The organism is Vibrio genomosp. F10 str. ZF-129, assembly GCF_000287055.2.
Classification (GTDB): Bacteria; Pseudomonadota; Gammaproteobacteria; order Enterobacterales; family Vibrionaceae; genus Vibrio.
In genome coordinates, this window is record NZ_AJYQ02000099.1 from 1 (window position 1) to 16,918 (window position 16,918).

The 16,918-nt window shown below is 44.3% G+C and carries 14 protein-coding genes; 4 read left to right on the forward strand and 10 right to left on the reverse strand.

Translation table 11 applies throughout. From position 1 onward, the window contains the following. Window positions 1-160: 160 nt before the first annotated feature. The 6 genes from fre to trxA all read right to left on the reverse strand — a co-directional run bounded on the left by fre (window position 161) and on the right by trxA (window position 6,026). Window positions 161-874: an NAD(P)H-flavin reductase gene (gene fre / locus A1QO_RS11760; protein ID WP_017036010.1), complete on the reverse strand. Its 714-nt coding sequence runs from the start codon at window positions 872-874 to the stop codon at window positions 161-163. 14 nt (window positions 875-888) lie between these two features. Next, window positions 889-1,158, reverse strand: coding sequence for a 2Fe-2S iron-sulfur cluster-binding protein (locus A1QO_RS11765; RefSeq protein WP_017036009.1), 270 nt, complete (start codon window positions 1,156-1,158; stop codon window positions 889-891). Continuing rightward, window positions 1,155-3,041, reverse strand: a complete 1,887-nt coding sequence (gene ubiD, locus A1QO_RS11770; RefSeq protein ID WP_017039491.1) for a 4-hydroxy-3-polyprenylbenzoate decarboxylase — start codon at window positions 3,039-3,041, stop codon at window positions 1,155-1,157. The genes A1QO_RS11765 and ubiD overlap by 4 nt, the downstream gene beginning before the upstream one ends. Before the next feature lie 93 nt (window positions 3,042-3,134). Beyond that, on the reverse strand, window positions 3,135-4,130 hold the full coding sequence (locus A1QO_RS11775; RefSeq protein ID WP_017037207.1) for a hypothetical protein: 996 nt from the start codon (window positions 4,128-4,130) through the stop codon (window positions 3,135-3,137). A gap of 104 nt (window positions 4,131-4,234) precedes the next feature. After that, on the reverse strand, window positions 4,235-5,497 hold the full coding sequence (gene rho / locus A1QO_RS11780; RefSeq protein ID WP_026026508.1) for a transcription termination factor Rho: 1,263 nt from the start codon (window positions 5,495-5,497) through the stop codon (window positions 4,235-4,237). A gap of 202 nt (window positions 5,498-5,699) precedes the next feature. Next, the gene (trxA, locus tag A1QO_RS11785) at window positions 5,700-6,026 is read right to left on the reverse strand and encodes a thioredoxin TrxA (protein WP_017036005.1); all 327 of its coding nucleotides are present in this window, start codon (window positions 6,024-6,026) and stop codon (window positions 5,700-5,702) included. A 111-nt stretch (window positions 6,027-6,137) separates the two neighbouring features. On the opposite strand from trxA, the gene rhlB reads away from it, so the two are divergent. Both rhlB and gppA read left to right on the forward strand, forming a co-directional pair. Beyond that, the gene (rhlB, locus tag A1QO_RS11790; RefSeq protein ID WP_017036004.1) at window positions 6,138-7,436 is read left to right on the forward strand and encodes an ATP-dependent RNA helicase RhlB; all 1,299 of its coding nucleotides are present in this window, start codon (window positions 6,138-6,140) and stop codon (window positions 7,434-7,436) included. A 21-nt stretch (window positions 7,437-7,457) separates the two neighbouring features. Then, a complete protein-coding gene (gene gppA, locus A1QO_RS11795; protein WP_017037209.1) occupies window positions 7,458-8,963 on the forward strand; it encodes a guanosine-5'-triphosphate,3'-diphosphate diphosphatase in 1,506 nt (501 codons plus the stop codon). A gap of 115 nt (window positions 8,964-9,078) precedes the next feature. Here the strand turns inward: gppA and A1QO_RS11800 are convergent, their stop codons facing one another. The 3 genes from A1QO_RS11800 to recQ all read right to left on the reverse strand — a co-directional run bounded on the left by A1QO_RS11800 (window position 9,079) and on the right by recQ (window position 12,080). Beyond that, entirely contained in the window at window positions 9,079-9,750 is a 672-nt protein-coding gene (locus A1QO_RS11800; RefSeq protein WP_017036002.1) for a 7-cyano-7-deazaguanine/7-aminomethyl-7-deazaguanine transporter, read from the reverse strand. Window positions 9,751-9,943: 193 nt separating this feature from the next. After that, a complete protein-coding gene (locus A1QO_RS11805) occupies window positions 9,944-10,258 on the reverse strand; it encodes a DUF3630 family protein (RefSeq protein ID WP_017040847.1) in 315 nt (104 codons plus the stop codon). Next, window positions 10,251-12,080 carry an ATP-dependent DNA helicase RecQ gene (gene recQ, locus A1QO_RS11810; protein ID WP_017036000.1) on the reverse strand — a complete coding sequence of 610 codons (1,830 nt, stop codon included), beginning with the start codon at window positions 12,078-12,080 and terminating at the stop codon, window positions 10,251-10,253. The genes A1QO_RS11805 and recQ overlap by 8 nt, the downstream gene beginning before the upstream one ends. A 167-nt stretch (window positions 12,081-12,247) precedes the next feature. Between recQ and rarD the strand changes: the two genes are divergently transcribed. Continuing rightward, window positions 12,248-13,159 carry an EamA family transporter RarD gene (rarD, locus tag A1QO_RS11815; protein WP_017035999.1) on the forward strand — a complete coding sequence of 304 codons (912 nt, stop codon included), beginning with the start codon at window positions 12,248-12,250 and terminating at the stop codon, window positions 13,157-13,159. 1,048 nt (window positions 13,160-14,207) lie between these two features. On the opposite strand, the gene uvrD is transcribed toward rarD, so the two are convergent. Next, entirely contained in the window at window positions 14,208-16,382 is a 2,175-nt protein-coding gene (gene uvrD / locus A1QO_RS11820; RefSeq protein ID WP_026027053.1) for a DNA helicase II, read from the reverse strand. A gap of 250 nt (window positions 16,383-16,632) precedes the next feature. Here uvrD and A1QO_RS11825 point away from each other — a divergent pair, with 250 nt between their 5' ends. Next, a complete protein-coding gene (locus A1QO_RS11825; protein WP_017035996.1) occupies window positions 16,633-16,893 on the forward strand; it encodes a BufA1 family periplasmic bufferin-type metallophore in 261 nt (86 codons plus the stop codon). The last annotated feature ends 25 nt before the right edge of the window (window positions 16,894-16,918 follow it).

The window sequence follows — 16,918 nt, forward strand, 5'->3', positions numbered from 1 at the left end:
CGTCTGCCGTCTCAGTGGTTGCGCATTATAGACAGACTCAACCAAGACGCAAGAGGTTTTATTAAAAAAATATAAAAAAACGCCCTTTCGCCTATATATCAATCAAAACCAAAAAAAAGAGAGCTTAACGCTCTCTTTTTCATTACATTTCGCTAACTTTTTAGATAAATGCGTAAGCATCAGCGTACATATGATCACTCTTAGCGCGCTTATTCTGAGTGAACTGTTCTCTTGCTGCACCTGCCATCTCAAAACGACCCGCTATATAAATGTCGAACTCCGCTAATGAATCAAAGTCAGCATTAATTGCCTGAAGCACATTACCCACTTTACCAGCCCAATTTGTATCCGCTTCTTCTATAACCGGTATAAAGTGTACATTGCTATTTTCATTCGCTATCTGGGCAATTTCATCTTTCGCGTATAATTGCTCACTCGTTTTCGCGCCCCAATACAAGTAGATTGGCGATGTCTTACCAATACTCACGCAGTGATCAAGAATAGAACGTACATAACTAAAGCCCGTACCACCAGCAATAAGTAGTAGTGGTCGATCACTCTGTTCTTTTATCCAAGCCGTCCCATGAGGCGCATCTATATTAATCGTTAGACCATCATCCAGAGCTTGCTTCATACGCTCTACCACTTCAATAGCGTAAGCATTATGTTCAGCTGCTCCAATATGCAATTCTAGTTCGCCTTCATGGCGACAAGGGCTGCTTGCGATTGAGAAAGGACGTTTATCACTTTCACCCATTTCCACCATTAAATATTGACCAGCTTTAAATGACACTGGCGTTTCTGGGTGCAACAGTATTTGGTATGTGTTGCACGCTAATGGGTTAATTGACTTTACTGTACATTTGATGCTCATGTTCTTCCTCTTACTTACTCTGAAATAGTAAGTACTAAATTACTTTCCGCAAAAGCTTGGCAAGGAAATATCCAGCCTTGATTCTTCTCATTCTCTGTGAGCATTGGATCAAGGTGATAACTTACTTCGCCTGTTATTTTTTTACACATGCACATGGCGCACGCGCCGACCTGGCATCTATTTGGAAGATGGATATTATTGCTGAGCGCAGCTTCCAAAATAGTTTGTTTTCCTTGTACTTCAAATGTTATTTCATTTGGCAGCACGGTAACGAAATAACTCATAATATAGCGAGTTCATCCCAAATCTTATCGATTTTCCCAACAAGCTGTGGATCTTTTTGGATAGGAACACCCCATTCTCGGCGTACCTCTTCCTGATTCTTATTCGTTGCATCTAACCCAATAGCCGAAATTTTCGTTCCATCTGCGTTTTCTGCTGTGACAGTTAGTGAATCGCGTGATGGGTCCATTCGAGTTGTAATCGCCCAGATAATATCGTTCCAATCAGTGACGTCAACGTCACCATCACACACAACGACAAACTTGATCGCCATCTTTTTATTCAACACCGCTAACGCCTGTTCAATTAATAGCGGACCTTGCCCAGCTTTCTCTTTTTTAACTGAAATTATCGCCATGCCTTTTTGTCGGGTACCTTGAGGTAAGTAAACCTCGAGGATCTCTGGGCACTCTACTTTTAATTGAGCTAGAAGAGCGTCGACATCCCCTTGCAATAGCAGAGGAGTTGAATCATTGTCTTCTGAATGAGCGCACCCTGACAGTTCGATTTCTGCTGACCATTTTTTCGTCGCATCCAACCCCATTTTTGATCCAAGGCCGACAACTGGCGAGGCAAAATCTAATGAATCGATGGGCGTACTTTCGATCATTGTTGTGTCAAAAGAAGGCTCCATGTTTAACGTCATTGCATCGCTCACCTGCTGCCAATCTCGTGCATTGACAGTTTCGTCACAAACAATCACAAACTTAGTGTACATAAACTGACGCAAGAATGACCACACCCCCATCATGACTCGCTTAGCGTGTCCAGGGTATTGTTTCTTCATTGTCACAACAGCCATTCGATACGAACACCCTTCTGGCGGCAGGTAAAAGTCTTCTATTTCTGGAAATTGTTTTTGTAGTATAGGGACAAAGACTTCATTTAGCGCAACACCCAAAACAGCGGGTTCATCTGGCGGGCGGCCCGTATAGGTACTGTGGTAAATAGGGTTAGAACGCATTGTCATATGCGTGACGGTAAACACATGGTGCTTTTCTTTTTCGTTATAGTAACCGGTGTGATCGCCGTAAGGGCCTTCATCTGCATACTCTGTCGGATCTATATACCCTTCCAGCACAATCTCAGCACTTGCAGGCACTTCTAAATCGTTGCTTACTGATTTCACCACTTCGGTTTTGCTGCCACGCAATAATCCAGCAAAAGCATATTCTGACAGAGTATCAGGAACGGGTGTTACGGCGCCGAGTATCGTAGCGGGGTCTGCACCAAAGGCAACCGAGATAGGAAACGGTTTTCCTGGGTGTGTTTCTATCCAATCTCTAAGGTCTAAAGCGCCACCTCGGTGAGCTAGCCATCTCATAATGACTTTATTCTTGCTCAGCTTTTGTTGACGATATATACCCAAGTTCTGACGTTTCTTGTTTGGTCCTTTAGTGACGGTCAAACCCCAAGTTAATAGCGGAGCAACATCACCCTGCCAACAACTCATCACGGGTACTTTATCAAGATCAACATCGTCGCCTTGCCAAACCACGTCTTGGCAAGAAGCTCTACGCAAGCGCTTTACTGGCATATTTAACACTTGCTTGAAGACTGGAATTTTATCTATCGCGTCCTTGAAACCTTTAGGTGGCTCAGGCTCTTTTAAATAGGCCAGTAACTTTCCAACTTCGCGCAACTCTTTAACATTCTCTCGCCCCATGCCAATAGCCACGCGCTCTGGTGTTCCAAATAAATTAGTCAACACCGGCGTATCATAGCCAATTGGATTTTCAAACAACAATGCTGGCCCAGCGGCCCGTAGAGTACGATCACTGATTTCAGTCATCTCGTAATGAGGGTCAACAGGGTGAGTAATACGTTTTAATAGCCCTTTACTCTCTAGGTGCTCAATAAATTCGCGTAGATCCTTAAAACTCATAGAACTTCTATCATTTGGTTAAACGGCAAGCAGTATATCAAAAAAAGGATCTCACGATCCCTCTTTACCTATGAATACGCCTACCGTTATTGATTAATTTGATAAGACTTGCAAAATCGCCTTGCTGTCTAACTTGTTTGGGTTACTTAACAATTCTTCTAGCCAACTTCTATACCCTTGCTTTTCCAATTCATGGGCCACCAAAGTCGCATCTTCAGCTAAACGCATCTTTGCTAATAAAAACTGTTTTACTTCATCATTCATTGGCTTTATTTGAGTCAAAGCGGTGATTGCTTGATGCTTTAATGCCGGATTTGTGGAAGCCTGTATCACCTGTGACAATGAGAATGCATCGTTCAATGTCGATAGACGAGTAAGCTCAGACTCACTGTGGACATTCATTTTCATTTTCCATAATAAATGATAAACATCTGGATCTTGGCTTGTTTTCGCTAGCTGTACCATAACTCTGGCAGCAGGAAGCCAGCTAATGACAGACTGAGAAGTGAGTTGATTCGTCAACGCGGCAACAGCTTGCGGCGAGATATTATCAAGTTCATTAATAAGGAGGGTTTCGCGTGTTTGTACTTGATAGCCACTGCCCGTTAACCATAGCTTCAAATCTAACGATTGGCTCTCAACAGCTTGGGTAAATTCAATGCGATCCTGTTCTTTCATCCACTGCTTTAACAGACGGCTTGCTGTAGCTGGGTAATTAAACGCAGGCACTACAAACTCGTACCCGTCACCTCGCTCCAAAACTTTATAGATAGGAGCATAGTCGAGTTGGCTTTGCAAAAACACGGCAAACTTGGGGCTTAACACCGTCTCTTGATTTTCAATAGCATCAAGTAGAATGAACCGGGCGACTTCTTGCTGAGGCAGGGCTAATCGTTCTAATGCAAAAGTGAGTGAATCAAATTCATCGTCTTCCACATAAATCATGAATTGTTCCACCTTTCGATGAATATGCTCATCTTTCAACCACTTTTGAACCGTGCCAGAGTCCATCTGAACAGCACTGACCGTGAATGGACTCAACATAAGCATCAAAAACAGGAGAACAGATAACAACAGTCCTTGTCGCACATTAACCTCCTTGTAACATTTTTAGCCATTGTGTCACTTTATAAAGAGAATGCAAACAAAAACGCCACCGAGCTATCGGTGGCGTTTTTTAAACATCATCTGAATTATTTTTGTCGGCGCATAGCGTCAAAGAATTCATTATTTGTCTTAGTCATTGCAAGCTTATCGATGAGGAATTCCATTGCGTCGATTTCGCCCATCGGGTGAACGATTTTACGTAGAATCCACATTTTCTGTAGCTCGTCTTTCTTAGTCAGTAGCTCTTCGCGACGAGTACCTGAACGGTTAAAGTCAATCGCTGGGAAGACTCGTTTTTCTGCAATCTTACGGTTAAGGTGCAGTTCCATGTTACCCGTACCCTTAAACTCTTCGTAGATAACTTCATCCATCTTCGAGCCAGTATCAACTAATGCTGTCGCGATAATCGTTAAACTACCACCTTCTTCTACATTACGAGCTGCACCAAAGAAACGCTTAGGACGATGTAAAGCATTTGCATCAACACCACCAGTCAAAACTTTACCAGATGAAGGAACAACCGTGTTATAAGCGCGTGCTAAACGCGTAATCGAATCCAATAAGATGACAACATCTTTTTTATGTTCGACAAGACGCTTTGCTTTTTCGATAACCATCTCGGCAACCTGTACGTGACGAGAGGCTGGCTCATCGAACGTCGATGCAATAACTTCACCTTTCACTAGGCGTTGCATCTCCGTTACTTCTTCAGGACGTTCATCAATCAGCAATACCATTAACTCACATTCAGGGTGGTTGCGAGCCACACTCTGAGCAATGTTCTGTAACAGCATTGTTTTACCCGCTTTTGGCGGAGCAACAATAAGACCACGCTGACCTTTACCGATAGGTGAAGCGAGATCTAAAATTCGAGCCGTAATATCTTCCGTTGCGCCGTTACCAGCTTCCATAACCATACGCTCATTCGCGTGAAGTGGTGTTAGGTTTTCAAACAGGATTTTGTTACGTGCGTTATCTGGTCGATCGTGATTAACCGTGCTGACTTTCAATAGTGCAAAGTAGCGCTCGCCATCTTTAGGTGGGCGAATTTTCCCGGCGATAGAGTCGCCTGTACGTAAATTAAAGCGTCTAATCTGGCTTGGAGATACATAGATATCATCAGGACCAGCTAGGTATGAACAATCGGCGCTGCGTAAGAATCCAAAACCGTCTTGAAGTATTTCCAGAACCCCATCGCCAAAAATATCTTCACCACTTTTCGCGTGTGCTTTTAGGATGGAGAAGATGATGTCTTGTTTTCTCAAGCGAGCTAGGTTTTCTAAGCCAAGGCTTTCGCTGAGTTTTACAAGCTCAGACACGGGTCTGCTCTTCAGTTCTGTTAGATTCATTGTAGTTGATACTTGTTTAGTCAAAATAGGATCTGTTTTTTAAGTTAAGATGGATTTGGTCTCAGGAACGACCAAGAAGTGAACGCTTGTACAAATTACGTGCAATAAATTATCACTAAATACTAGCGTAGTCTAGATTTTGTTGTCTATCAAAAACAAAACCGTGCATTTATTGAATCTGCACGGTCTTTTTTATGTTGCTTTATAAGTTGGCGTCTAAAAACTCTTTTAACTGAGTTTTCGACAGTGCGCCAACCTTAGTTGCTGCGACTGCGCCATCTTTAAATAAAAGTAAGGTTGGGATTCCACGAATACCAAACTTTGGCGGAATACCCGCGTTTTGGTCGATATTTAATTTACCGATAGTGAGCTTGCCTTCGTATTCCGTTGCGATTTCATCAAGAATAGGGGCAATCATCTTACAAGGACCGCACCATTCTGCCCAAAAATCCACAAGAACCGGGCCTGCAGCATTGATTACATCGTTATCAAAACCATCATCTGTTAGCTGCAAAATCTTGTCACTCATCTTCCACTCCAATGTATTTTTCTCAACTGATTATACGATAACCAGTAAATAGATGCCCTATTGGAATGTATTTACTTTCGTATTGCAAGCTTAAGCTGATATTCTATAGTGATGAAAAAGACGCATATCACAGAGCAAAAGTTCGCCGACTTGGATTTAAACACTCAAGTCATTGAAGGATTGAATAAAAGTGGGTTCGAGTATTGTACTCCCATTCAAGCCTTGGCGTTGCCGGTACTGCTCACCGGCCAAGACATTGCAGGCCAGGCCCAAACGGGCACTGGTAAAACCCTCGCGTTTCTCACTGCTACTTTTAACCACCTACTGACAACACCTGCACATGAAGGTCGCAAGGCAAACCAGCCTAGAGCGATCATTATGGCACCCACGCGTGAACTCGCGATTCAAATCTATAACGATGCTGAATTACTGGTTGCAAGCACGGGGCTTAAAGCGGGCCTAGCTTATGGTGGCGAAAGCTACGATAAGCAAGTGACCAAACTAGAAGCTGGCGTCGATATTCTTATTGGCACCACAGGCCGTATTATCGACTTCTATAAACAGAAGGTATTTAACCTTAACCATATTCAAGCGGTTGTGCTTGATGAAGCGGATCGTATGTTCGATTTAGGCTTTATTAAAGACATTCGTTTCTTGTTTAGACGCATGCCTGCACCTAACGAACGTTTGAATATGCTGTTCTCGGCTACATTGTCATACCGAGTTCAAGAACTGGCTTTTGAACACATGCACAACCCTGAGCATGTAGTGGTTGAACCTGATCAAAAGACAGGGCACCGTATTCAAGAAGAGCTGTTCTACCCTTCTAATGAACATAAAATGTCACTACTTCAAACGATTATTGAAGAAGAGTGGCCTGATCGCGCTATCGTATTTGCCAATACCAAATACAAATGTGATTCCGTTTGGGGCCACCTAGCGGCAGACGGACACCGTGTTGGTCTACTGACTGGCGATGTACCACAGAAGAAGCGTGAAAAAATTCTAGAGCAATTTACTAAAGGTGAAGTCGACATTCTTGTTGCAACCGACGTTGCGGCTCGTGGTCTGCATATTCCTCAGGTTACTCACGTATTTAACTTTGACCTTCCAGACGACTGCGAAGATTACGTTCACCGTATTGGTCGTACAGGCCGTGCTGGCGAAAGTGGCTTTTCGATCAGCTTTGCCTGTGAAGACTACGCAATCAATCTTCCGCCAATCGAAGAGTACATCGAACACTCCATTCCGGTATCAGATTACGATGCTTCAGCATTGATTGAAGATCTACCTGCACCGATTCGTTTGCGTACACGTAATCCACAACAACGTCGCTCAAATTCGGGTGGACCACGCTCAGGAAATCGTCGTCCACATAACCGTCGACCTCGACAGTCACGTCCACAGTAAATAGGGAATATTACGTCGACTATGAAACCATCAGTCTCACCTGCGCTTTACGCTGTCGTCGACCTAGGGTCGAACAGTTTCCATATGCTCGTTGTGCGTCATATCAATGGCAGCGTTCAAACTATGGCCAAGATAAAGCGCAAAGTTCGTTTGGCTTCCGGGCTAGATAGCAACAATGCACTGAGTCATGAAGCTATGCAGCGTGGTTGGGATTGTTTGAGTTTATTCGCAGAACGACTTCAAGATATACCCGTAGAAAATATTCGCATTGTCGGCACGGCAACATTGCGTACCGCCATCAATGTGGATATTTTCCTAAAACAAGCCAATAAAATACTGGGCCATGACATCAACGTCATTTCTGGCGAACAAGAAGCGGCCATGATCTATCAAGGTGTTGCCCATACCTCTGGAGGCTCTGGACGACGCTTAGTGGTCGACATCGGTGGAGCCAGTACTGAACTCATTATTGGTAAAGGTTTTGAAGCTAAGGCGCTCACGAGCCTAAAAATGGGCTGTGTCACTTGGTTAGATAAATACTTTCAAGATCGTCAATTAAGTAAAGAAAACTTCGATTCTGCAATCCAAGCGGCAAAACAAACCATTGCTCCAATACTTGAGCAATACACTCATCTTGGTTGGGACGTATGCGTGGGAGCAAGCGGAACCGTTCAAGCTTTGCAAGAAATTATGCTTGCACAAGGAATGGATGAAGTGATTACACTCGCTAAATTACAGCGATTACAAAAGCAAGCCATGCTCACCGACCAGCTTGAAGAATTAGAAATAGAGGGGCTAACGTTAGAACGAGCGCTTGTTTTCCCAAGTGGTCTTTCTATCTTAATCGCTATTTTTGACCTTTTGGACATAGAATCGATGACATTATCGGGCGGAGCCTTACGCGAAGGTCTGGCCTATGAAATGGTGCCAGAGCTAAGACAAAGTGATATTCGCTCTCGAACCATCGCCAGCATACAGCAGCGCTACCAGATGGACCGTCGCTACGCGCAACAAGTCGCGGACACAGCAAATGATCTCCTGACACAATGCAACGCAGAACTATCTGATAAGAAATGGATACCCGAACCACAAGGTGAAGCACTTCTCAATACCGCCTGTCAGTTGCATGAAATTGGTTTAACTATCGATTTCAAACAAGCAGGGAAACACAACGCCTATTTGCTTCAACAGCTTGATTTACCAGGCTATACGCGGGCTCAACAACATTGCCTTGCTGAAATTACCCGCCGCTATCGAGAACAATTCACCGCCATGCCGGAACAACAAGCCGTCAGTTCATTAAGTGGGCAACGGATCTTACGCCTACTGCGCTTAGCTGTACTGCTTACTCACCGACGTGATGATACTAAGCAGCCAGATATAGCCCTTAAGGCGAATAACGATGCGCTTGAGATAACCGTATGTCACCAATGGTTATCAGAAAACCCATTGACCGCTGCCGAATTAGAGATCGAGGTGAGTCGCCAAAACGATGCAGGATGGCCAATAACCATCAGCGAACGCTAAGCGGCCTCACTGCGATAAATGACAAAACAATGAAAATGAAAAAGCCCAAGTGATTCAACTTGGGCTTTTTATTTTGCTCGCTCAGGGATTACCTAGATTAATTAAGCAGCGGTTACTATTGAACGCTACCTACTGGCTTAAAATCAGGGTTTACCGTGGTCAGCTTTTTAATCAAATAGTTCAGTAGCACACCATACATTGGAACAAACAACCCTAAACTGATGATCAGTTTGAAACCATAATCTACCAACGCAATCTCTACCCAATGCTCTGCCATGAAAGCATCTGGACTTTGATAAAAAGCAATAGCAAAGAAGGCCAGTGTATCCAACGCATTACCAAACAGTGTTGAACACGTAGGCGCAACCCACCACTGCTTTAGCTGTCGTAGGCGATTAAAAACGTGCACATCTAATATCTGACCCAGTAAATAAGCCATAAAGCTCGCAATCGCAATTCGTGCCACAAATAGGTTAAATTCGGAAAGCTGAGCGAAGCCCTGAAACTGTCCTTCATAAAAAACAACAGAGAGCAGATACGACACTGCCAGAGCAGGAAGCATCACCAGGAAAATAATTCTACGGGCTAGTTGTGCACCAAATACTCGAACCGTCAGATCAGTCGCTAAAAAGATAAACGGAAAAGTGAACGCGCCCCAAGTGGTATGTAAACCAAACACGGTAAAGGGAAGCTGCACTAGATAATTGCTTGATGCAATAATGATCAGATGGAATAAAACCAGAAAAAAGAGGGCGTTGCGCTGCTGCGCAGAAGTAAAGTGATTCATGCGTTACCTTTTTAGTTGAGTTAGGGGGCGAGGGAACCCTAATTGAGCCTCAGATTGACGTTAGTCACCTGTGCCCTTACCAATAATAATTACAAATAGTGTGTTTGCTCAGTTGAGCGGCGAGGGATTATACATTAACCGATTGATGCTGCAAGCGTGGAATACCATCGAGCTTTAGAGCAAACGATTACTTTTAAAATCCGCGACGAAATAGCTGACATAGATAATCAAGCTCTTCCTTCGACTGATTGGGTGAAAGTGCTTCTAACCACAATGATTCACTGTAGTGCTCGGCTTTTAAAAACAGCTGACAACCTTCAAAATCAATTAACCAAGAGTGAAGATCCGCATCACATTGCTTCTCAACAATCTCTGCTGACAATAACGACACCAGCTTTTCCCCTAAAGGTTCAAAACTATCAAAGTCAAAGTGTGGCGCATCAATTAAGATCCGCCCTTGGCCACTCAAATCAGTATGTAAACGAAATTGCACTGAATAATCATCCATGAATCGTAATGTGTTCCTGTATCAAATCTAAAAATGCGTCTGCATACTTGTCGAGCTTACGCTGACCAACACCGTTAACCGCCAGCATTTCACCATAAGACGTGGGTAAAATTTCAGCCATATCAATCAGTGTCGCGTCACTGAAGACCACATAAGGAGGCAACCCATCTTCATCAGCAATACTTTTTCTCAACTTACGCAATTTGGCAAACAACTTTTTATCGTAGTTTTTGCTCGATAGTTTGTCCGATTTTGCACTGCGCGCTGCGGTATCTAATCGAGGAACGGCCAGCTCTAACTTCATTTCACCGCGCAACAAGGGCCTGGCTTCTTCTGTCAGCTGCAAGGTTGAATTGCGGGTAATATTTTGCGAAAGCAGCCCTTTATGTATTAACTGACGAAAAACACTGACCCAATAATCATGGCTGTGATCGCGGCCAATCCCGTAAGTGGATAATTTGTCATGCCCATTTTCCCTAACGCGGATATTTTGCATGCCGCGCAGTACTTCCACAACATAGCCAATACCAAAGCCTTGATTCACACGATAGACACATGACAACGCTTTTTGCGCCTCTTGGGTCGCATCAAAACGCTTGGGGGGATCAACACAAATATCGCAATTACCGCAGGGTTTCTCCCTATACTCACCAAAATAATTGAGCAAGACCTGACGACGGCAAGTTTGTGCTTCTGCAAACGCGACCATAGCATTGAGCTTATGGCTTTCCACTTGCTTTTGCGGCCCCTCGTCTTTTTCATCAAGCATTCTTCGTAACCAACCGATATCCGCAGGGTCATACAACATCATGGCTTCTGCAGGTAACCCATCTCGACCTGCTCGGCCTGTTTCCTGGTAATACGATTCAATATTACGTGGAATATCAAAATGCACGACAAATCGAACGTTCGGTTTATTAATCCCCATACCAAACGCAACCGTCGCAACCACAATTTGAATGTCGTCTCGCTGAAACGCTTCTTGCACATAAGCACGTTCATCGACATCCATTCCCGCATGATAACCTGCCGCTCGAATGTGGTTATTACACAGTTTTTCCGTCACCATCTCGACTTTCTTGCGACTGCCACAATAGATAATGCCGCACTGACCTTTATTGGTTTGTACGTATCGAATCACCTGAGAAACAGGCTTGTGCTTTTCCACCAAATTGTAATGGATATTCGGTCTGTCAAAACTGCCGAGGTAATCGTGCGGGTTAACCAAATTCAGGCGATGGATAATATCGCCGCGCGTGGCGTCATCGGCGGTTGCCGTTAACGCCATAAAAGGCACATGAGGAAAGTAGTTTTTCAGCTGCCCTATCGCCGCGTATTCAGGGCGGAAATCATGACCCCACTGAGAAATACAATGTGCTTCATCGACGGCAATCATGGAGAGATTGATATTTTGTAAGCGTTCAATGAAATCATGCATCAAGACACGTTCAGGCGACACATAGACCAATTTTAGGTCGCCACTGCGCATGCGATTGTAAACACTGATGAGTGCTTCTCTCGACATAGTAGAGTTAACACATTCAGCCGCAACCCCATCGGCCTTAAGCTGATCGACCTGATCTTTCATGAGTGAGATCAGTGGCGATATCACCAAAGTCAACCCAGTGTGAACAAGTGCCGGTATTTGATAGCAGAGCGACTTGCCTCCACCCGTCGGCATAATGACCACGCTATCTTGGCCAGACAAAGAAGCTTCTATCACTTCTAACTGCCCTTGACGAAAGTGTTGGTAGCCAAACACATCTTCTAGGATAGTTTGTGGCGATGCTTCAGATTGTTGTGCAAGCAAGGTCGAGGTCATTAAATATCTCAAATATGGGTCGAATCAAGCCGCGAGGTTTGGCTTTTGGACCGACATTGTAGTGGGGAACGCTGAGGAATTAAACCGCAATATTAGTTAGGCTAATACCTAGCCAACTCGTATACTGCTGATCTTCCATAGCTCACAAAATAAATAAGCGACCGTTCATGACGATAGAAGAACAGCAAAGAACCCGACAAGGCGTTATCTTCGCCATTGGTGCCTACACAATGTGGGGCATCGCACCGATTTACTTCAAGTTATTGGACGGTGTCTCGGCGATGGAAATTCTGAGCCATCGTGTGATTTGGTCATTTTTCTTGTTGGCCGGTTTGCTGCACGTTGGCCGACGCTGGCGTGATGTACGCGACGTCATGAGATCAAAGAAAAAAATGATGTACCTACTCTCTACGTCAATTGTTATTGGGTTGAATTGGCTTATCTTTATCTGGGCGGTTAATGCCAACAAAATGCTCGATGCCAGTTTAGGCTATTACATTAATCCATTGATTAATGTTCTTTTTGGCATGCTTTTTCTTGGTGAAAGACTGCGTAAGTTGCAGTGGTTCGCGGTCGCATTTGCAGCCTGTGCCGTTATTGTACAACTGATCGCCTTTGGATCGGTTCCCATTATTGCCATCAGCCTTGCCATCAGTTTCGGCCTCTATGGGCTAATGCGCAAAAAAGTCAGCGTCGATGCTCAAACCGGTTTGTTTATTGAAACACTGTTACTCATTCCCCTAGCATTGATCTATTTGATGTTTATTGCTGACTCTTCTACATCGAATTTCAGCAACAACGATATCAATCTCAATCTCTTACTCCTGTCGGCCGGTATCGTCACGACCTTGCCATTGCTTTGCTTTACAGGCGCAGCGACTCGCCTCAAACTTTCTACTTTGGGTTTTTTCCAATACATCGGGCCAAGCTTAATGTTGCTGCTGGCCGTGCTTATTTATGGGGAAGAATTCACCCAAGATAAAGTGGTCACCTTCGCCTTTATTTGGGGGGCATTATTGATATTCACGTTTGACGCCTATCGCTTTAACCAAAAAAGAAAGCAGCAAGCAAAAAACTAAGCACATAACGAAATGAGATATCATTTAGATCTCGAAATAAGAGAAGCGACCGTATTGGTGTCGCTTCTCTTTTTCTATGCGCTGTAGGCTCGAGTGCAACACTTAGCCATCGGTTTAACCGCCTCTTTACTCCTCTATTTGGCCGTCTAGTCGGGATGGGTTTATGAAGTGATCCTCATCACGCTCAGTGCCACGACCTGTCAAAAATAACTAGATATGCTCTTTATGTGAATTAAAATTCAATATCAATTTTGCAGCTATCGCCTACCCAGCTTGTAAGAGATCTCTTACAACAAGGTAAGTCAATATCGCTTTATCAGCGAGAGATAATCACCAAAATTATGATAAGCCCTTGATTATTAATGATACGTACTTTTATTAGCCAGGGTTTCCATCGATAAATCTCTGATCGCCACGTTGATGAGAATCAGAGAAAGCGTAATATTAACTCTGTCGGAAGGATTCTGACACGGAACAGGATACTCCAAGGACTAGGTTATCTTCAGGATGAAGATTCGATTATTCAGGATGAGTAGTCGGCAAGGATAGCGAAATGGACATTGAATGGAAGCAATAGTAACTAGGATGGTTACTACTATGGAAAGACAATGGACACCTCTGGATGAGGCAAGGACTGAACATCAGGATGATGTAAGGGACACCGCTCAAGGAATAAGTGAAGCGCGCTAACGAGGATTGTTGGCAGACCAGGATAAGGTCATGGACACCGCTAGGATGGCGACGAAAGGAATACGCTGAAGGATTACAGCACACTATCAAGGATTAGATGCATGGAGCACCTATAGTAGCCGGATTGCTGCGAGTAAGACTATAGACCCCGACGAGCGCAAGCTCTCGGGGTTTTTCTTTATGTTCTACCTATTCGACACTTATCTTATTTATTCTACAATCAAAAATTCTAACGCAGTTATCGAGTATTTTAACCAGCTAGGGTGAACCGTTATTGACTACGATTGGAGTTATCTCAATCGTAAAAAAGGTGCGCTATATGCACACCTTCTCAATCATAACGAGACAGACTCTTCTATTACATTTGCTCTAGTTTGGCGTAAGCCGTCACCAACCATTTGATACCTTCACCGTTAAAGGCAACTTGAACCCGGCCCTGAGGCCCACTGCCTTCAAAATTAATGATGGTCCCTTCACCAAATTTAGGATGCTTAACCCTAGAGCCCAAACTAAATCCAGTCTCATTAAAGCTCTCTTTCACTGCCGTTTGACTAAAGCGCCCAGCACTGGTTGGTCTGCTTACTTGCGCTTTCATCCGAACTTCATCGAGACACGTTTCAGGCAGTTCTTTAATGAAGCGAGAGGGTTTATGGTATTTATCTTGCCCATACAGACGGCGCATTTCGGCATAAGTGATGTACAGTTTTTCCATAGCACGAGTCATCCCTACGTAGCATAGACGGCGCTCTTCTTCTAGGCGTCCTGCTTCTTCAGCCGACATCTGGCTTGGGAACATGCCTTCTTCTACACCCACCATAAAGACCATCGGAAACTCGAGACCTTTCGCACTATGGAGTGTCATTAGCTGAACCGCATCATCAAACTCATCAGCTTGCCCTTCTCCAGACTCCAATGCAGCGTGCGTCAAAAATGCCGTTAGCAGGGTCATTTCTTCCGCTTCTTCCGGCTTTTCAAACTGACGGGTTGCGGTCACCAGCTCTTCCAGGTTTTCAATTCGAGCTTTCGATTTTTCACCTTTCTCTTGTTCATACATCGCAAACAAGCCAGATGACTTAATCACGTGGTCGGTTTGCTCATGCAAAGGCATGTCGATCGTGTCATCTTCAAGTGCCACAATCAGTTCAACAAAACGACTCAAAGCACTGGCAGCACGCCCTGCTAAGACTTTCTCATCAAGCAAGGCAACACAGGTTTCCCACATGGTTGCACCACGATCACGCGCCGCGAATCGAATAGTTTCTAAGGTTTTATCGCCAATGCCACGGGTTGGCGTATTCACAACTCGCTCGAACGCCGCATCATTATTGCGATTCGAGATCAAACGTAAGTAACTTAAAGCGTCTCTGATTTCTTGACGCTCGAAGAATCGCATGCCGCCATAAATTCGGTAGGGCAAACCCGCTTGTAAAAGTGCTTCTTCCAGTACACGGGACTGGGCATTGTTTCGATACAACATCGCGGCATCATTCAACGCGCCGCCTTTTTCTTGCCACTCTTTTATTTTGCTCACGGTAAAGCGGGCTTCATCAAGCTCGTTGTAAGCGGAATACACCGAGATGGGTTCGCCCTCGACGCCATCGGTCCAGAGTTCTTTGCCCATTCGCTCGGTATTGTTAGCGATCAATGCATTCGATGCTTCAAGAATGGTTTTGGTGGAGCGATAATTTTGCTCCAGGCGAACCGTGTTAACACTGGGGAACTCATGGGTGAATTTTTCAAGGTTCTCTATTTTTGCACCACGCCAGCCATAGATTGACTGGTCATCATCGCCCACAATCATTACGTGGCTATCAGGCCCTGCCATCATACGAAGCCAAGCGTATTGAATGTTGTTGGTGTCTTGGAATTCGTCGACCAGAATGTGTTTAAAGCGAGCCTGGTAATGCTCTCGGATGAATTTATTGTCGCGCAGTAATTCATGAGCACGCAGTAAGATTTCAGCAAAATCCACCAGCCCAGCGCGATCACACGCTTCTTGATAGGCTGCGTATATTTTCAGGTAGGTTTTAGCAATGGGATCATGGTAAGCGTCAACATGATGAGGGCGTAATCCTTCATCTTTTTTACCGTTTATCCACCAGGATGCTTGTTTCGCAGGCCATTGCTTTTCATCGAGATTTTGCGCCTTAATTAAACGGCGAAGCAATCGCACCTGATCATCTGAATCTATAATCTGGAAGTCTTCTGGCAGCTTTGCATCCAAATAGTGAGCACGTAGAATTCGGTGACAGATCCCGTGGAAGGTTCCATTCCACATTCCAGATGAACTGCCCATCATCAACTCGTCGATGCGCCCACGCATTTCTGCTGCCGCTTTATTGGTAAAGGTCACCGACATAATCGAAAACGGAGACGCTTGCTCTACCGACATCAGCCAGGCTATACGGTGAACAAGCACTCGTGTTTTACCACTGCCCGCCCCCGCAAGAATAAGAAGGTTTTCTAGCGGAGCGGCAACCGCTTCACGTTGTTTATCATTAAGGCCATCAAGTAGTAAGGAAGGGTCCATCACGCTACGCCACTGGTTATTTATACATAAAAAGAGATTATAACCTAAACAACAGCGTCAGATGAGACAAAAACCAACAATTTAATTGTTTGTTTTTTAGCCTTTAAATCAAAGAGATAAATACGAAACAAATAAAAAACGTTAACAAATGGTAAATAAATTGAAAGTTTCTGTGTCGAATATCTATCTTCTCACTTAAGCAAGCTAACACAGCTTGCGACCCAAACTAACGATAAAGTCTGAGGAAATAATAATGAAAAAATCAAATCTTGCTGTTACTGCTGCTGTGACTGGTCTTATTGCTTTAGGTGGCACAATGCTTACGGCTGCACCTGCGATGGCTGCTGAAAAAGAGAAATGCTACGGCGTTTCTAAAATGGGTAAAAATGATTGTGCGACCAAAACCAGCTCATGTGCGGGTACGGCTAAAGCCGACAATCAAAAAGATGCCTTCGTCGTTGTGCCGAAAGGCTTGTGTGGAAAACTGACAGGCGGCAGTACTGAGTCAGCATAAAAGCTCAATAGTCTAGTGTTGCTAG

Bases quoted from the DNA above. Each gene is read 5' to 3' on its own strand.
- fre (WP_017036010.1), bottom strand. From the start codon at position 874: ATGAGCATCAAATGTACAGTAAAGTCAATTAACCCATTAGCGTGCAAC.
- A1QO_RS11765 (WP_017036009.1), bottom strand. From the start codon at position 1,158: ATGAGTTATTTCGTTACCGTGCTGCCAAATGAAATAACATTTGAAGTA.
- ubiD (WP_017039491.1), bottom strand. From the start codon at position 3,041: ATGAGTTTTAAGGATCTACGCGAATTTATTGAGCACCTAGAGAGTAAA.
- rho (WP_026026508.1), bottom strand. From the start codon at position 5,497: ATGAATCTAACAGAACTGAAGAGCAGACCCGTGTCTGAGCTTGTAAAA.
- trxA (WP_017036005.1), bottom strand. From the start codon at position 6,026: ATGAGTGACAAGATTTTGCAGCTAACAGATGATGGTTTTGATAACGAT.
- rhlB (WP_017036004.1), top strand. From the start codon at position 6,138: ATGAAAAAGACGCATATCACAGAGCAAAAGTTCGCCGACTTGGATTTA.
- gppA (WP_017037209.1), top strand. From the start codon at position 7,458: ATGAAACCATCAGTCTCACCTGCGCTTTACGCTGTCGTCGACCTAGGG.
- A1QO_RS11800 (WP_017036002.1), bottom strand. From the start codon at position 9,750: ATGAATCACTTTACTTCTGCGCAGCAGCGCAACGCCCTCTTTTTTCTG.
- A1QO_RS11805 (WP_017040847.1), bottom strand. From the start codon at position 10,258: ATGGATGATTATTCAGTGCAATTTCGTTTACATACTGATTTGAGTGGC.
- recQ (WP_017036000.1), bottom strand. From the start codon at position 12,080: ATGACCTCGACCTTGCTTGCACAACAATCTGAAGCATCGCCACAAACT.
- rarD (WP_017035999.1), top strand. From the start codon at position 12,248: ATGACGATAGAAGAACAGCAAAGAACCCGACAAGGCGTTATCTTCGCC.
- A1QO_RS11825 (WP_017035996.1), top strand. From the start codon at position 16,633: ATGAAAAAATCAAATCTTGCTGTTACTGCTGCTGTGACTGGTCTTATT.